This is a genomic window from Mycobacterium spongiae (assembly GCF_018278905.1).
GTDB classification, from domain to species: domain Bacteria; phylum Actinomycetota; class Actinomycetes; order Mycobacteriales; family Mycobacteriaceae; genus Mycobacterium; species Mycobacterium spongiae.
The window spans coordinates 3,537,547-3,553,283 of the sequence record NZ_CP046600.1 but is presented as its reverse complement, the minus strand read 5'-3'; the positions used below and the strand labels follow the sequence as shown (position 1 = coordinate 3,553,283).

The 15,737-nt window shown below is 64.3% G+C and carries 17 protein-coding genes and 1 pseudogene; 6 read left to right on the top strand and 12 right to left on the bottom strand.

Translation table 11 applies throughout. The features are described from left to right. Positions 1–62: 62 nt before the first annotated feature. The 4 genes from F6B93_RS14450 to F6B93_RS14435 form a co-directional block, all read right to left on the bottom strand. Complete coding sequence (locus tag F6B93_RS14450) at positions 63–305, bottom strand: DUF1918 domain-containing protein (RefSeq protein ID WP_211695704.1); 243 nt, start codon at positions 303–305, stop codon at positions 63–65. Between the two features lie 88 nt (positions 306–393). After that, positions 394–624, bottom strand: a complete 231-nt coding sequence (locus tag F6B93_RS14445) for an antitoxin MazE-like protein (protein ID WP_343232703.1) — start codon at positions 622–624, stop codon at positions 394–396. Between the two features lie 59 nt (positions 625–683). Next, on the bottom strand, positions 684–2,123 hold the full coding sequence (locus tag F6B93_RS14440; RefSeq protein ID WP_211695703.1) for an amidase: 1,440 nt from the start codon (positions 2,121–2,123) through the stop codon (positions 684–686). Between the two features lie 85 nt (positions 2,124–2,208). After that, positions 2,209–2,781, bottom strand: coding sequence for a carboxymuconolactone decarboxylase family protein (locus tag F6B93_RS14435; protein WP_211695702.1), 573 nt, complete (start codon positions 2,779–2,781; stop codon positions 2,209–2,211). 37 nt (positions 2,782–2,818) lie between these two features. Between F6B93_RS14435 and F6B93_RS14430 the strand changes: the two genes are divergently transcribed. From F6B93_RS14430 to F6B93_RS14415, 4 genes and pseudogenes are all read left to right on the top strand, one after another. Continuing rightward, the gene (locus tag F6B93_RS14430; RefSeq protein ID WP_211695701.1) at positions 2,819–3,136 is read left to right on the top strand and encodes a winged helix-turn-helix transcriptional regulator; all 318 of its coding nucleotides are present in this window, start codon (positions 2,819–2,821) and stop codon (positions 3,134–3,136) included. 108 nt (positions 3,137–3,244) lie between these two features. Further along, positions 3,245–4,042, top strand: coding sequence for an N-acetylmuramoyl-L-alanine amidase-like domain-containing protein (locus F6B93_RS14425; protein WP_425518554.1), 798 nt, complete (start codon positions 3,245–3,247; stop codon positions 4,040–4,042). A 1,116-nt stretch (positions 4,043–5,158) separates the two neighbouring features. After that, positions 5,159–5,746, top strand: a complete 588-nt coding sequence (locus tag F6B93_RS14420; RefSeq protein WP_211695700.1) for a hypothetical protein — start codon at positions 5,159–5,161, stop codon at positions 5,744–5,746. Between the two features lie 238 nt (positions 5,747–5,984). Then, positions 5,985–6,137 (top strand): annotated as a pseudogene (locus tag F6B93_RS14415) (IS3-like element ISMyma8 family transposase); the annotation flags it as partial. 341 nt (positions 6,138–6,478) lie between these two features. On the opposite strand, the gene F6B93_RS14410 reads toward F6B93_RS14415, so the two are convergent. Together F6B93_RS14410 and F6B93_RS14405 are read right to left on the bottom strand one after the other, a co-directional pair. Further along, the gene (locus F6B93_RS14410; RefSeq protein WP_211695699.1) at positions 6,479–7,729 is read right to left on the bottom strand and encodes an HNH endonuclease signature motif containing protein; all 1,251 of its coding nucleotides are present in this window, start codon (positions 7,727–7,729) and stop codon (positions 6,479–6,481) included. 70 nt (positions 7,730–7,799) lie between these two features. Continuing rightward, entirely contained in the window at positions 7,800–8,543 is a 744-nt protein-coding gene (locus F6B93_RS14405) for a M15 family metallopeptidase (protein ID WP_425518553.1), read from the bottom strand. Between the two features lie 133 nt (positions 8,544–8,676). On the opposite strand from F6B93_RS14405, the gene F6B93_RS14400 reads away from it, so the two are divergent. Continuing rightward, positions 8,677–9,531 (top strand): alpha/beta hydrolase, encoded by an 855-nt coding sequence (locus F6B93_RS14400; RefSeq protein ID WP_211695698.1) that lies wholly within the window; start codon positions 8,677–8,679, stop codon positions 9,529–9,531. Here F6B93_RS14400 and F6B93_RS14395 read toward each other — a convergent pair. Beyond that, complete coding sequence (locus F6B93_RS14395) at positions 9,528–10,235, bottom strand: TVP38/TMEM64 family protein (RefSeq protein WP_211695697.1); 708 nt, start codon at positions 10,233–10,235, stop codon at positions 9,528–9,530. The two genes, F6B93_RS14400 and F6B93_RS14395, sit on opposite strands and share 4 nt — an antisense overlap. A gap of 123 nt (positions 10,236–10,358) precedes the next feature. On the opposite strand from F6B93_RS14395, the gene F6B93_RS14390 reads away from it, so the two are divergent. Then, positions 10,359–11,108 (top strand): class I SAM-dependent methyltransferase, encoded by a 750-nt coding sequence (locus tag F6B93_RS14390; protein WP_211695696.1) that lies wholly within the window; start codon positions 10,359–10,361, stop codon positions 11,106–11,108. Here the strand turns inward: F6B93_RS14390 and F6B93_RS14385 are convergent. The 5 genes from F6B93_RS14385 to F6B93_RS14365 all read right to left on the bottom strand — a co-directional run bounded on the left by F6B93_RS14385 (position 11,105) and on the right by F6B93_RS14365 (position 15,725). Continuing rightward, positions 11,105–12,334 (bottom strand): FAD-dependent oxidoreductase, encoded by a 1,230-nt coding sequence (locus tag F6B93_RS14385; RefSeq protein ID WP_211695695.1) that lies wholly within the window; start codon positions 12,332–12,334, stop codon positions 11,105–11,107. The genes F6B93_RS14390 and F6B93_RS14385 overlap by 4 nt on opposite strands. A gap of 80 nt (positions 12,335–12,414) precedes the next feature. Further along, on the bottom strand, positions 12,415–13,077 hold the full coding sequence (locus tag F6B93_RS14380; protein ID WP_211695694.1) for a response regulator transcription factor: 663 nt from the start codon (positions 13,075–13,077) through the stop codon (positions 12,415–12,417). Then, positions 13,062–14,540, bottom strand: a complete 1,479-nt coding sequence (locus F6B93_RS14375) for a sensor histidine kinase (RefSeq protein WP_246540782.1) — start codon at positions 14,538–14,540, stop codon at positions 13,062–13,064. Before F6B93_RS14375 ends, F6B93_RS14380 begins: the two co-directional genes overlap by 16 nt. A gap of 101 nt (positions 14,541–14,641) precedes the next feature. Beyond that, entirely contained in the window at positions 14,642–14,893 is a 252-nt protein-coding gene (locus F6B93_RS14370; protein ID WP_211695692.1) for a hypothetical protein, read from the bottom strand. Between the two features lie 139 nt (positions 14,894–15,032). Further along, positions 15,033–15,725, bottom strand: a complete 693-nt coding sequence (locus tag F6B93_RS14365) for a cutinase family protein (RefSeq protein WP_211695691.1) — start codon at positions 15,723–15,725, stop codon at positions 15,033–15,035. Positions 15,726–15,737 lie beyond the last annotated feature (12 nt).

Genomic DNA, 15,737 nt, shown 5'->3' with positions numbered 1-15,737 from the left:
TGACGAACATCTCATCGCCGTGCATGGCTCGTCGACTGGATCGCCGGGGTGCCTGCGCCTCGTTATCTCCTGGGATGACTGGCCCGCTCCGCGGCACGCTGTGCCGCAGCGGCGTGTTCGACGGCGGTCTCGACGACCGCGTCAGGCCCGGGGTAGACCGTGGCTTGATGCCCGGTTACCAGCCACCGCACCACGTAGGGTGGCGAGCCGTCTTCCGAACGGACTTCGATGATTTCGGCATGCTGATCATGTCGTTCCGTAGTGGTGCCCTTGACTACGAGGAAGTCGCCGACTTTGGCCTTCATCGTCTGTCCCTTCTCGATCGCGTGAGGCTTGCGGGGACCCTTTCATCGTGCGCGTCTGCGCTGCGAAAGGGAAGGGAAGTGGGGCGCCCTAGACGATCGTGCCGCCAAACCAGTCGTACGACGTCGGCTCGACAAAGGCTTGGCCGGCTGGGTCTGGTTCGCTGATGGTGACCGGTGCCGACTGGGTGTCCACTGCCGACTGGGGGTCGCCGTCGGGCTCTGGGTCGTTCACATCGGAAACCCAGATTGGAACGGGCCACAGGCCTTGCCGCCGCAGCCGTTCCCAATACTCTCTCATGCCGTCCAGGGCAGATGGCATAAGACGAGGTTACACCTGGCAGCCTGGCCGGCGCGGCGATGTGGAGCGCCAGTTCGCGGTCAGATATTGGGTGTGCGGTGTGCCCAGGGGTTTGCGTGCTCGAGCTGGCTGGCGATGCGGATCAGCACATCTTCACGTCCGTAGGCGGCGGCGAGCTGCACGCCCACAGGCAGGCCCTGGGCCGTCCACTCCAGCGGAAGGCTGATGGCTGGCTGGCCGCTGGTGTTGAACGGGGGAGTAAACGGCACGAATTCCCCGGAGCGCCGCATTGGTGCCATTGGGTGTTCGGGGTCGTTGGCGATGGTGCCGAGTGTGATCGGCAGCTCGGCAACGGTAGGTGTGAGTAGCAGATCCCAGCCGTCGTGCCACCACGACTGAAGCGCCCTTCGAAACGACGCGATCGCGGACAACGCTTGCGCGTAGTCGACGGAAGTGAAGTGTTTGGCGAAGTCAGCCTGGGCTCGATTCACCGGCTCGAGCTCGTTGTCGGCCAACCGACGGCCGAGTTGATCCTCGAAGCGGCGCCGTGCCAGACCAACGTTGGCGCTCCACAACGCGCCGAACTTCGAGCTGAACGTGGTGTCCTCCAAGGCCAACGGCCACGAAGCCTCGACATGGTGTCCCAACGATTCGAGCAGCCGGCCAACGGCCTGCGTCGCGTGCGTCACTTCGGCATCCACGTGCCCGCCTTGTGGATGGTGGTCGAGGATACCGATGCGCAGCTGACCGGGGTCCACGCCAAGCTCGTCGACGTATGGACGTGTGGGCGGGGGTGCTATCACGGTGTCGCCGATGCCCGGGCCGCGCGTCGCGTCGAGCAAGGCGGCGGTGTCACGAACGGTACGGCTGACGCAGTGCTCGACAGCCAGTGAGCTCTCTTCGCGGGCCGGGCCGAGAGTGATACGTCCCTGGCTCGGCTTGAGCCCCACGAGGCCGCAGCACGACGCGGGAATCCGGATCGAGCCCCCACCGTCGCTGGCGTGAGCGAACGGCACCATCCCCGACGCGACAGCTGCGGCAGCACCGCCGCTCGATCCACCCGGCGTGCGGGTTGTGTCCCACGGGTTATGGGTCGGACCCCACGCGACCGGCTCAGTCGTCGGTACGGTGCCGAGTTCTGGGCTGTTCGTTCGACCGGCGATCACCAGCCCGGCCGCGCGGTAGCGGCTGACGAGCGTCGTGTCGGCCTCGGCGATGACGTGGGCTTCCTTGAAAGCGAGGTTGCCGTTGCTGATGCGTTGTCCGGCGTATGTGGCGTAGAGGTCTTTGATCAGGAACGGCACGCCGCGAAACGCGCCATTGGGGAGATCGGCGCTGGCGGCGGTCTCGCGGGCGTGGTCGAACCAGCGGATCACGACCGCGTTGAGGGCCGGGTCGATGCGTTCGATGCGCTCGATCGCAGCCTCCAGCAGCTCGCTCGGCGACACCTCTCCTGAGGCGACGAGCTTTGCTTGATCGGTCGCATCCATCCAACGGGTCTGCTCGGCAAGGGCGCTCATGCCAGCCTGTGTAGCACGATCGGGCCGTGGGTGGGCGCGCGGCTGAGATCCGGCCAGGGAATCGTCAGGTCGCGTGTGCGGCGGGTTAACGGGTGGGGAGGTCGGTGAACCGTCGAGCATTGGGTTCAAGCGGTAGCTGTAACCCGTTCACCAGGTAGCTGACCGTGCGGTAGGTGCCGGCGAGCATGAGCAATTCGATGATCGCTTCTTCGGAGTACGCGCTGGAAAGGTCAGCCCACAGTTCGTCGTCGACCGTGCAGACGTTGTGCAGGGTGTCGCACAACCGGATCAGTGTTCTTTCTCGGTCGGTCCAGCAGTCGTCGTCCGGTCCTCCGTGGGTCAGCGACTCGATTTGGGCCTCGCTGAGCGCGGCCTTAGCCGCGAAGACCGACACGTGTACGCCCCATTCGTATTCGGCACCACAGGTCGCTGTTACTCGGTCGATCACGATCTCGCGTTCTCGGATGCTCAGATGTCCGCGGTCGAGCATTCCCGAATTGAAGAACTTGAAGAATAGGCGCCGGTCGCGAGCCATCGTGGTGAACAAGGCGAGCGGCGGGTGGCCCCTCATGATCGCGTCGATGGCCTCCTGGATATCGGGTGGTAGCGGCTCGGGCGCCGGCGCAACCCGGGCGCTAGAATTTTTATAGCGTTCCATGGTTGTAGGCTACTGCCGATGCTATAAAATGTATAGCATGAGTTCGGCGACGGCCGGTCGACCCGCACACGGTTCACGTTCAGGGCGGCCCATCATGGTGGTCCTGGATGTTCTTGGCCGCAAAGGCGCGTTACGCATCCTCTGGGAGCTACGCCACGACCCGTTGCGCTTTCGTGCGCTTCAACAGGCATGCGAAACCAACCCGGGCTCGCTGAACACTCGCCTCAAGGAACTGCGCGACCTCGGAGTCGTCGACCATACCGAGGCTGGCTACCACCTCACCCCGAAAGGACGGGAACTGGGCGTTCTGCTGACCGCCCTATACGCGTGGGCCGAAGACTGGGCCACACCCTGAACCTGCTGGCGATCCGCGACACTGCGTACAGTGGTGAAACTGACGCACACCGGTGAGGAGCAATTCGTGTCTTCACGCCGACACGGTTTTGCGACAAAGCTTGCCCGCCTGGGGGTCCGCGTAGGGGTCATTCTGGCTCTCGCAGCCGCTGCCGCTCCTCCTCCGGATGCACTGGCGTCGCCTTCCGTACGGATCTCCAGCGAGAGCGAGCACATACTCCGAAATCTGCTGAGCGTTAAGACTCGCACGTCAAGCATGGGCACACCCGAGCGATCGGAGATGTTGTCACGGCAGTTCGTGGGCGTGCCCTATGGCGCACATACGCTTATCGGTTCCGCGGATGAGGCAGAGCAGCTTGTCGTTCAGCTGCAGAAAGTCGACTGTTTCACCTATGCCGACTATGTGGAGGCGCTGAAACGAGCCAATGATCGCGACGAGTTCATCGCACGTCTCGTCGACGTTCGGTATAAGGATGGTGTCGTCGAATTCCGGAGCCGGAAGCACTTCTTTACGGACTGGTCCGCGGTGGCTCCTCCAGTGGCGACCGACATCACGAGGAGTCTTGGCGCCAATTCAATTCAGGTGACCAAGGACCTCAATCAGAAAGATTCTGGTGGGGTGTATTTGCCCGGTATACCGATTGTCTCGCGAACTATCTCCTACATTCCCAGTCAGCAGATCGACAGCAGCGTCGTGAGCGAGCTACGGAGTGGTGACTATATCGGAGCATTCGCAGCAGACGGCGGCCTCGACGTGACGCACATTGGCATCTTTGTCGACACACCCGATGGGTCCTTCCTACGAAACGCGTCATCACTGCGGGTCAACAACAAAGTGGTCGACAGCCCCTTCTTTGACTACCTCAATACGGTCCCTGGGATAGTTGTGCTCCGCCCCGTTAAGTGACGTCGGGCGAACTCGGCTGGGGTGAGTTCCCCGTGGGCGGGATGCGGCCCGTGGGCCTTGTAGTCGCAGCGCCGGTCTTCGCTGATGGCGCGGGCTGCTAACAGCGCGTCGAGGTGCGATGAACTACGAGTTCGTCACGGAACCGACTGCTGTGAGATTCCGTCCAGGCGTTCTGCCACAGCAAGGAGGTCCGCCCACCCGGCCGGAACTGCGCGGCGACAGCCCGACAGCGGTCGCAACACGACACCAGGGCTCTTCAACTTCCCCAGCAACCCCCGGCTCAGTTACGCAGTGCACCAAGCATTCCCGACCAGCTCCCACAACCTGAACAACACCGAACAAAGGCAGCGGCTCTGAGATATCGTCATGTCGGCGACGCCGCCTAAATGGCAATGTGACCCGCGCAGAAGGACCATCAGTGGATCGGCCCCGGGATTGACAAGACCGCACGGCCACATTGGAGGCGGACCGGATACAAGTTCTTTCCCTATGCCGCACAGCACTCCGGTCAATGGTGGGTACTTCGGCTCAACCACGGATTCCCCGACCACGACCTCTACAGCTTGTTCGTCGACGGCAGGGCCGTCGCCGATGTCACCGGCGACTTCGACGACCCATCCCCACTTTTGGCTGGCGTAGCTTCACTCAAGCCCCACCGCGATCCGGCAGCCGAACCAGCGCCCGAGGCCGAAACAGCAACGGCCTTCGGAAATACAGTGGCGCGCTAAGTCGATTATGGCAGCGAAAACAACGAACCATGCATCTTCTGCTCCCACCACTACGACGGAATGACTCGCATCTAAAACGTCTTGGCGCGCATCGTTGGAAGGCAACTAGCTTTGGGTGCGGCCCTGCACTGCTAGGCCGATTGGGTCTAGCGTTTCGAGCATGGCGACAAATCTATCCCTAAACGACCCGACCGCGTTGCGATCTTCCCGATGAATGTACGAGCCATCCTTCCGGCTGACCTGGCATGGCATGTTCCGCCAAGGCAGCCAGCGCGTGAGATCTTGACCTCAAACGGATTTGGTGGTGCGGCCGCGCTGAGCGCAGCTCCTCACAATTTCAGCGACAATGCTGGATAGACGCGTTCCCCGGCGGTGGAAGGAGTTTGGGATGGATCCTGGCGAAGGGTGGTGGATCGTCTTTGAAGCGATGAAGCTCGCGGCCGCGGTATTGACGCCTGTCGCCGTAATAGTCCTAGGTTATCGCCTGGATCGTCGGCTACGCAGTGTGGAGGTGGTGCAGCGGGCGAACCAAACGGTCGTGACGCGCCGCATCGAGATCTTCTCGGTGGTCACGCCGAAACTGAACCAGTTGTTCTGTTTCGGTACGTTCGTCGGAAGCTGGAAGCAGATCACACCGGACCAGGCAATCTTGTTGAAGCGCCAACTGGATGAGACGATGTACGCCAATCGGGTGCTGTTTTCCAATGAACTATTCGCGGCCTACGAGGCATTTATGCTCACGCTGTTCGACACCTACGCCCGCGCTGACGAAGACGCGCCCCTACGGTCACCGATCAGCTCACCGCTGGGTGATCGACGCAAAATGGATTGGTGGCGGGACGAGATGGCGACTCGTTTCGATACTGAACGCCCAACATCTGCAAGGGAAATTAAGCAGGCATATCGGGTGTTGGGGGAGAGGTGGCGCGCCGATCTATATGTCACGCGCGCCTCGGAGCCGTTGCTCACGCCGTAGTCCGCTAAGAAATCAAGAAGTGAGTGAGAACCAGTAGGCGTGCGTTTTGTCTTGTAGATCGTTCGTGATCGGAAGCCCGATCGATCGCCGGTGTTACTCAATACCGCATGTCTTTGGCGTCGAGTTAGCCAGGCTAACGTTGACTCTCGAGCCACCCGGGGCCTGCACGTAGGTCCACGGAAGCCCCAGTCGTTATGTGGCTTTGTTGCTCGGACGTGCGGGCAGCATCTAAGAAGCGCGCAAGCTCGCCGAGGGCAACATGTTTCTCGGCTTGGGCCAGGAACGCAGCGAGGTTTGCCGGCACCCGGAGATCGCCGAATCGACGTGGCATCGCTGGCTTGCTCACTAGAGCGGAATGGGAGCCAACGACGCCAACCGGCTCAAAGACCTCTAGGCCGAAAACGACCGGTTGAAAAGGCTGGTCGCTCATTGAGGGCTACTAGCCCCGGTGGTCGATCTGGCCATGGCATCGCCTGGGTCAACTGTGACGGTGTGAAATGTCCTGACTGGTCGTTTTGGCGCCAGGGGATGTGGACCACGCCCGGCCTGAACTTTTCCAACGCGGCCGCGTGGCTGCGACCGGGTGGTTCCGCTTGAGCCTTCGCCGCCCCCACCCCGACCGCCGCGTACAACGGCGATGCCGCGTCGACTCGGCTTGGGCGGTGGGTTGGTGGGGTGCGGGTGTCGTTGTCGGCCTTGATGTTCCGCCATGACCGGCGCCGGGGGATCAACTTAGTTGGTTGTTGGTGGTGGGTGGGGTTGGAAGGGTTGGTACCACCACCAGTTGGCGCGTTCGCCGGTGGGTCCGGGGCACGGTGGGACCGCCGGCGGGGGTTTCATCGGTGGGCGCGCGAGCGATCCTGCACTGAGCGGTCGGCCGGCGGCATCGGTGACGGTGGGATGGGCTGCGGGTCCGGTGATGGTGATGATGCCGCGGTGGTGGAGCCGGTGGTGATACGGGCAGACCAGCACCAGGTTGGCCAGCTCGGTGGGTCCGCCGTCTTCCCAGTGCCGGATGTGGTGGGCGTGCAGACCGCGACTGGCCCCGCAGCCGGGTACCGCGCACGCCCGGTCGCGGTGTTCGAGGGCGCGGCGAAGCCGGCGGTTGATCTGGCGGGTCGCTCGCCCGGCGCCGATGACCTCACCGTCGCGTTCGAACCAGACTTCATAGGTGGCATCACAGCCCAGGTAGCGGCGCTGGGAGTCGGACAGCAGCGGACCGAGGTGCAGTGCCGCCGTGCGTTGGTGCACGTCGAGGTGCATCACCACCGTGGTGTGCTGTCCGTGGGGGCGGCGGGTGGCTTCGGCGTCCCATCCGGCCTCGACCAGGCGCAGAAAGGCGTCGACGGTGCCCGGCATCGGGGGCGCGTGATCGGATGGCTGGTCGTTGTGTTCGCGATCGCGACGCCATGCGGCGATCAGCGCGTCACGATGGGCGGCCAGTGCCGCGTCGAACTTCGCGGCGTCGATATGCGGCAGTTTGATCCGCCAGCAGGTGTACTCGTCGTCGCTGCTGGTGGTGATCGACGGTTGTGGGTGTGGGTCAGAATTGGGTTCGGGTCGCGGTTCGAGCTTGAGCGCGGTGCGTAGCTGGTTGACCGTGGCGACCCCGGCCAGCTCGGCGAAATGCGCATCGGAGCCCTCGGGCGCGCGGTGGGCGATGACGCCGACCTGATCCAGCGACAATCGGCCCTCCCGCATGCCGTGGGCGCAGCGGGGGAACTCCTCGAGTCGGTGCGCGACCGTGGCGATAGTGGTGGCGTTGCCCGGAGATGAGCCGGTTTTCCAGGCGACCAATCCCGCGACTGATCGCGCGCCGGTGGCGCCCCAGTGCTGGTCACGGTCGAGCTCGGCGACGATCTCCACGATGCGCCCATCGATCGCGTTGCGCTGGCCGGTCAACTCCGCCAACTCCTCGAACAACACCTCAAGGCGCTCATCAGGACGCACCCCAGCGGCGCTGGTGGATGCGGTCGAAGACATGACTTCATCATCGCAGCGGGGTACGACAACTTCCCGCAGCTGCGACCACCGCTGGCGCGCGCGGCGTGGATCAGGGTCGCTCGAAGTGTTGGTAGTCGATCGGCGTCGTCCAGAAGCCTCCCCACTGCCAGCCTTGATCGGTGAAGGCGAGTACGGCTGGATCGCCGTCGTGAAGCAGTCCCGGGTCGGTGCGATCGCGGTCGAGGTACTCCGCCGCATTCGTTGGTTGGATTGCCCCCGCGCCGTCGATGTACGGGTTCAGCAGGGGGTTGAGGTCGATGGCCCGGCCGTACGCGTGTTGCGACCACTGGGTGGTTCCGGGGATGCCGCGGCAGTTGAACGCGGACGTGTTGTTGTCCTCCATGGACAGTTCATCGGTGGCGCCCGGATAGTTGTTGACCGTGCGGATTTTCTCGACGGGATAGCGCAGCACGTAGAGCCGCTCGAAAATGGTGATGACCTGTGGCACAAGGTCTTCGTGCACGATCAGCTCGCCACGGTGGGTCTGGTCGTCGAAACCGACGTGGTTGACCTCGACGCGCCGCAGCAGTCCCGGCTCCACCGGGCAGCCCGGCCGCCAGCTTGCGCCCAGTTCGGCGGCGGTGACCGGGTAGACGGTCGCCGGCGCAGGTGTGGCTGGCGCATCGGATGGTGGTGCGACGGCCGACGGTGCCGCCGAGCTGGGAGACGGTGGTGGTGCGACGACCGCCCGCGGTGATGAGGCGGCGTTGGGGGGTGCCGCCGCGGTGCAACCCGCCATTGACGCAGCGACCGCGATCGTAGCCACCAAAACGACTGGAGGCAGCCGCAACATGATGGATCGGCGCTCAGTCGCGACCGCTTGCGTGCGCACCCGTTCGATTATCGTTCACCGCGATCGCTAGCAGTCGGTGGTTGCTGGTGCGGGCGGCATTCAGCCCGCGAACCGGTTGCGCCACCAGAGCTTAATGTCGCGAAAGCGGCTTCGCACGTTGACGGTTGTCGGTATCGTCGCGCTGGTGGCATCGGGCGTCATCGCGTTTATCTGGTCGCAACAGCGTCGGTTGATCTACTTCCCGTCGCCGGGTCCGGTGCCGTCCGCGTCGGCTGTTCTGCCCGCCGGCCGCGACGTCGTGATCGAAACCTCCGATGGAATGCGTTTGGGCGCCTGGTATTTCCCGCATACCTCTGGCGGTCGTGGACCCGCGGTACTGGTATGCAACGGCAATGCCGGCGACCGGTCGATGCGCGCGGAGCTGGCGGTCGCGCTGAATCAGATGGGCCTGTCGGCGTTGCTCATTGACTATCGCGGTTACGGAGGTAACCCGGGTAAGCCCTCTGAGGAGGGGCTCGCCGCCGACGCCGAGGCTGCGCAGGACTGGCTGGCCGAACAGATCGACGTCGACCCCAAGAGAATCGCCTATTTCGGTGAATCCCTCGGCGCGGCGGTGGCGGTCGGGCTCGCCGTTCGGCGGCCGCCGGCGGCGCTGGTACTGCGGTCTCCGTTCACGTCGCTGGCCGACGTCGGTGCGGTGCAGTACCCGTGGCTTCCGCTGCGCCGGTTGCTATTGGACCGCTATCCCTCGATCGAGCGCATCGCCTCAGTGTCCGCGCCTGTGCTGGTCATCGCTGGCAGCGCCGACGACATCGTGCCCCCTGCGCTCAGCGAGCGGCTTGTCGACGCAGCCGCCGAGCCCAAGCGCTACGTCGTGGTTCCCGGTGTGGGCCACAATGACCGGGAACTGCTCGATGGACAGGTGATGCTCGACGCGATCCGCAGTTTCTTGGCGCAAACCCCGGTGCTCGGTCGCCCACGAAGCTAGCCCGAACCCGTGGCTTCGGGGGTGCTGGAGTGCACGCGCCATTTTCGGTACCAGCGTCGGGCAGCGAAGGCCCCCACGATGGCGGTCACGCACCACACCGCGATCGCCGAGTACGCCAGCGGCGACGACAACTGTGTGATCGATGCGCCCAGCGCCGTGTAGACGAACGCCCGCGGAGCCGACCCGATAAAGGAACCAACCGCCATCTGCCACAACGGAACCCCGAACGCGCCGAAGGTATACGAGGCCAGCGCATCCGAGATCCCGGGAACGAAGCGCTGACCGACCACCGCCCACAATCCGCGCCGTTCGATCTGGGCATCGAGGCGATCGGCGCGATCGGCGCCTAGCAGCGCGCGGGCGCTGTCCCGGCCAGCGCGGCGGCCGAGAAGACTGGCAACGACCGCGGTGCCTATCGTCGCGCCGAGCGTGACGAATGTGCCCAGCACCGGCCCGAACAACACACCGCTTCCGGCGGCCAGGATGGGGCCCGGCACGAACACCGCGCCGAGCGCGGTCGAGACCAACACATACGTCAGCGGCGCCAGTGGACCCGTCGCCGCGATGGCGCGCCGCACTGTCTCGACGTCGACGACGCGTGCCACGGCAACCAGGTAGAACAACCCGAGCAAGAACCCGGTGAACAGCGCCAGCCGCAGGGCGTCGCGGCGTCGGCTGGTAGCTGGGGTCTCGCTGTCGGTCATGGTGACCGCCATCCTGCCGCACGTCGGTCCTGGCCCGGTCGGTGCTCGCATCACCAGGCGTCGAAATAGGGCGTATATTGCGCGATCAGGGGCGAACCGAGGACTACGCGAGCCGAGGACACTATGGTGATCGACTACAACGAGGGCGAGATCGCCGAACAGTATCGCAAGACAAAGGACGTGCCGGTCCGCTCCAGGATTGAGGCGTACTCGTTCCTCAAACACATCGGCGATGTCGCGGGGCGCAAGCTCATCGACATCGCTTGCGGTTCCGGCGACTACACGCGCATCCTGCGGCGCGCCGGCGCCGCGCCCGTTGTCGGGTTCGATATCTCCGAGAAAATGATCGGCCTTGCTCGCGACGAGGAGGCCCGCGAACCACTAGGCATTGACTACCACGTCGCTGACGCCACCGTCGTGGTGCCGCAACAAGACTTCGATATCGCGGTTGCCGCCTATCTCTTGGTGTACGCGCGAGACCGCGACCAGCTCGCACGGATGTGTCGGGGCGTGGCCTGCCGCGTCAAGCCGGGCGGCCGATTCGTCACGATCACGACCAATCCGAACCTGTACGCGTTTGAGCAGGTGCCCGACTACCGCAAGTACGGTTTCCAGATCACGCTCGCCGAACAGGCAGTCGACGGAGCACCCATCGAGCTGACGGCGTTTCTCGATGACGGCCCGCTCGTCATCGAGAACTACTACCTGCCCATCGACGCATACGAATCCGCGCTCCGCGATGCAGGATTTCGTGATTTCGTGGTACACCCGCCCGAACTTTCGCCCGCGCCGCCAGCTGGCGACGAGGGCGACTATTGGGACGACTACCTGCACTATCCACCCGCGATCATCATCGAGTGCGTCCGCGACTAGCTACCCCCGTCGATCACTGCCAGGTCGGCATGCTCTGGCCGGTAACCGATGCCGACCATCCGTGCTGGAATGCGGGCCAGCCAGGGCCACCGTGCGATCAGCCGCACCGGCAGCGGAACCGTGAACTCGTCGAGGCTGCCCAACACCGCGGTGATGACGTTCTTTTGGAATAACACCTGCACCGCCTGGGTGATACGGGTCGGGGCCGCGCGCCGCCGTTGCACGCGGTGTAGGTCGGCGTCGCTCACGTGCCGGCGCAGCAACGGCCTGGCCAGGAGATTGGCCGCAGCCACCGCGTCCTGGATCGCCAGGTTGATACCGACTCCACCGATCGGTGACATGGCGTGGGCGGCATCGCCGATGCACAGCAGCCCGGGCCGGTGCCATTGCTCGAGGCGGTCAACGCCCACTGTCAACAGCCGTAGATCGTCGAACCCGGTGACTTCCTCGGTGCGGCCCCCCAAGAAGGGTGCTGCCTTCGCGATCTCGGCGCGGAACGTCTCCAGCCCGCGCTCGCGCACCTGCGCCAAAGAACCCTTGGCAATCACATAGCCGCATTGCCAATAGTCGCCGCGATTGATCATCACGAGGATGGCGCCCTGCCCGAAGTTGCCCATCGATTCGTCCGGGTCGCTGGTCAGACGCGAAATCCTGAACCACAGCACATCCATGGGCGCACCGATATCCAGCACGCGCAGGCCCGCCTGAGCACGGACGGTGGAGGTCCGGCCGTCGCAACCAACCACCAGGTCGCTACGGATCTTCTTCTCGCCGTCGGGTGTATGGGCGACGACGCCGCAAATCCGGCCGTTCTCCTCGACCAAGCTCGTGACCTCGGCCCGCATCATCAGCTGAAAGGAGGGATAGCTCTGCGCCTCTGCCGCGAGAAAATCCAGAAAATCCCATTGCGGCATCATCGCCACGAACTTGCCTCGCACCGGCAAGTGGCTGAAGTCGACCACCGTGATCTTCTGCGTACCGAAACGGACATTCAGCGTCGGGGTTGGCTGGTGCGGTCGCTGCAACAACCGGTCATAAAGGCCGAGCTCGTTCATGACTTCGAGGGTCGAGGGGTGGATGGTGTCGCCGCGGAAATCGCGGAGGAAGTCGCCGTGCTTTTCCAGCACGATGACCTCGACGCCCGCCCGGGCCAGCAGGTAGGCCAGCATCATTCCCGCGGGGCCGCCACCGGCGACGCAACAACCCGTGCTCAGCTCTGGTTGCATGACCGTCTCCGTGTCCGGGCACGTCGGTGGGGTTGCCGCGTTATGGCGAGCCTATCGGGATTGCGGGCGACGCTTCGTCATTACAGTGCTTCGAGTCGATATCCCATGCCGCGCAGAGTGGTGAATCGCTCGCCGCCGAGCTTACGCCGCAGGTAGCGCACGTAAACATCGACGACGTTGGAACCGGGATCGAAGTCGAAACCCCAGACGTGGCTGAGCAGCTGTTCGCGGGAAAGCACTTGGCCTGGATGGCGAAGGAACGTCTCGGCGAGTGCGAATTCGCGCGCCGACAAGTCGACAGTGCGATCGTCAACCTTGGCGCGTCGGGTGCGCAAGTCTAGTTCCAAACCGCCGTAGGACAAGACAGTGATCTCCCCTACGCGCTCGCTGGTCAACCGCAGCCGCACCCGGGCGAGCAGCTCCTCGAACCGGAACGGCTTGGGCATGTAGTCGTCGGCACCGCCTTCCAGGCCGGCAACCGTGTCCTGGACGCTGTCGCGAGCGGTGAGGATGATGACCGGAATTGAGTGGTTCGCCGCGCGCAGCTTGCTTAGCACCGCGAAGCCGTCTACCTCAGGCAGCCCAATGTCAAGGATCATCAGATCGAAATCGCCCGTCGTTGCGTAGTCGTAGGCCGATGGTCCGTCTGTCACCACCGTGACCGCGTATCCATTGGCAGACAGCCCTTTCTCGATGAACGCGGAGATTCGCGGCTCATCTTCGGCAATCAGGATGCGTGACATGATTCTCCCTTGCCGACGGGCACGACGACGATGAAGGTGGCGCCACTGCCGGGCGTGCTGTCAAGCTCGACGTGCCCGTCGTGCGCCTTAGCGATGGCTTGTACGATGCTCAGTCCGAGTCCGGCCCCATCGGAGCGATGGCCACCGGCCGTGCCCCGGGCGAAGCGCTCGAAAATCCGCGCTCGGTCCTCCGCGCTGACCCCGGGCCCGGAGTCTGATACCCAGAACCACAACCATTCGCCCATCACCGCAGAACCAATGCCGATTTGGTCGCCGTCTTTGGTGTAATGGCACGCGTTGTCGGCCAGCGCCACCAAGGCTTGGGTGATCCGTTGCGGATCCAGCACGGCGTCCACTTCGGCCACCGACTGCAGGCTGAAGTCACGGTCACCGAGTTGGGTAACTTTCTCGAACACCTCACGGGTCAGGGCCGCCACGTAGACGGGCCGAGGTTGCACGAACGACGGTTGTACGGAGCGGGCCAGCAACAGCAGATCCGACACCATCCGATTCATTCGCACCAACTCGTCGTCGAGCAGGGCGGCCGTGGCTCGAATATCGTCGGGATCGTTGGGGTCGAGCACTTCGAGGTGGCCGCGCACGATGGTGATCGGTGTGCGTAGTTCGTGGCCGGCGTCATCGATGAAGCGGCGCTGCGCCAATACCCCGGACTCCACGCGATCGAGCATTCCGTTGACCGTGTGGACCAAGTCATCGAGCTCGTCACCCTTGTGGTACGCGCCGGTGGGTATGCGTTGCGAAAGGTCGGAGTCGGTGATGCGCCGCGCGGTCTCCGTGACGTCGCGTAGCGGCCGCAGGATTCGGCCGGCTACCAGCCACGCCGCCGCCGTCGCGCCCAGTAGCGTGAGCCCACCGGCCACCAGCATCAGTCGGGCGGCCCCGTTGGCGTCGGCGCGTTCCGCGTCGCCGAGATAGGCGGCGACGATCACGCCGCGTGACGGGTCGCCCGCGAGCTTGACCGGGATCGCGAGATAGCGGACCTCGCCGATCTCGGGCTGTCGGTACTGGCCCTCGGTCGGTTTGGTGACCGAGCCAACGAGGCTGGTGAACGTGTCGTCCTTCGCGAGCACCTCCGGGTATCCCGGTTGCTGCCTGCTTTGGGTGCGGTACTTGCCGTCTACGTAGCCGAGGAACTTCTCGTTGGGCCGCGCGATGTTGTACGCGATCGCCTCGCTGATCATCTGTTCGACGCTGGTGAACGGGTGTCCGGTGCGGGGATTGATCCCGGGTGCCGTGAGCTCCGCGAACTCCTCGACCTCGAGTCGGAGCGCTCGGTCCATCCGCGCGTCGATGACCGACACGAGCAAACGCCATGTCACGAAGGTGACGATGACCAGTGCCGCCATGACCAAGAGAAGCACCATACCCATGATTCGGGTCCGCGCCGCCGACGGAGCGATCCGGTGCCACAACCGTCGTACACCGCTGTTGGTGGTGCTCACTGTCGTCTCCAGACCACACTCCCGACGCAATTCAACGCGGTGGCGCACGGTTTCAACCGGCTTCACGTCCTCAGTCGTCGTGGAAGTCGTCTGGCTCATCGTCATCGTGCCTGATCGCCAGCGGCAGCGCGAGGACAAATGCCGTCAAGATTCTCCGGCGGCGGCGGATGCGGGATCCCCGACGCCTCCCACAGTGACGCCGGCGGTGTGTCCGGCGGTGTCCAATCTGGGGCGTCAACGACGATCGGTGCCAGCGGTTCGGCGTCCCTGGACGACGACAGGCTCAGACCCGCCGCCGCGCCAAGCCCGGCGACGGCAACCACTGCCACTGCAATCATCAACGGTGTCCGCATGTGATCTAGCGTTCACGGCAGCGCTTTGCTGAAGATGATAGCTGGATGAGAACGTTCTCATCCAGGTCATCGGTTGTCGCGAACCCGGCGACCGCCGGTGACTGAGAAACCGCCGGTGCACGAGAATTTGGGCGAGTCGCTACTGCAGCTTTCCGGCGACGAAGTCAGCAGCCTGGTTGACCATCCCGGACGAGATGTATTCGCCGGCCAAGTGCTGTGGCCAGTTGTCCTCCCAAGTGTTCGGGTCTGCCGGGTTGCAAATGGGGTCTGCGCCGTGGCAGAGCTCAATGGTCCGGTCGTTGTAGCGCGGATTAAAGGCGGTGATGGGGCCTACCCATTGACTTCCGTTGCCGAACAACACGATCGCGGCGATGTGCTCGTCGCTACCCGGCGGCAGGGGATTGGTGAAACCCCACACCTGGGTCGGGACCGCCACAACGATGTCGGTGACCGCCGCGCCGAGCGAGTAGCCGCCCGGCACCAAACGCGTGTCCGGGCAACTACCCGCCATGCTCTGGATATGGGCGCTCATGTCGTTGGCGCCCTGATCGATCTCCGTGTCCGCCGGGTACTGCACCGCGTAGACCCCGATGTTCTTCGGGACCTTCGACCGCAGCGCACTGACGAACGCATTGCCAACGGCCCCGATCCCGGGCGGTTCCGTGCGCCCGCGGGCGAAGATGACCTCGGCATCGGGGCAAGCCGCCCGGGCCGGTGCAACGGAGCCGGGGGCACCGGCGTTGATCGTGACGGGAGCAATCAGCAGCACCGCGGCCAGCAGAACTGCAGCGGCACCCCCAGGGAGAAATCGGCGGTTCCGTAAAACACTCACATGGCGATGGTA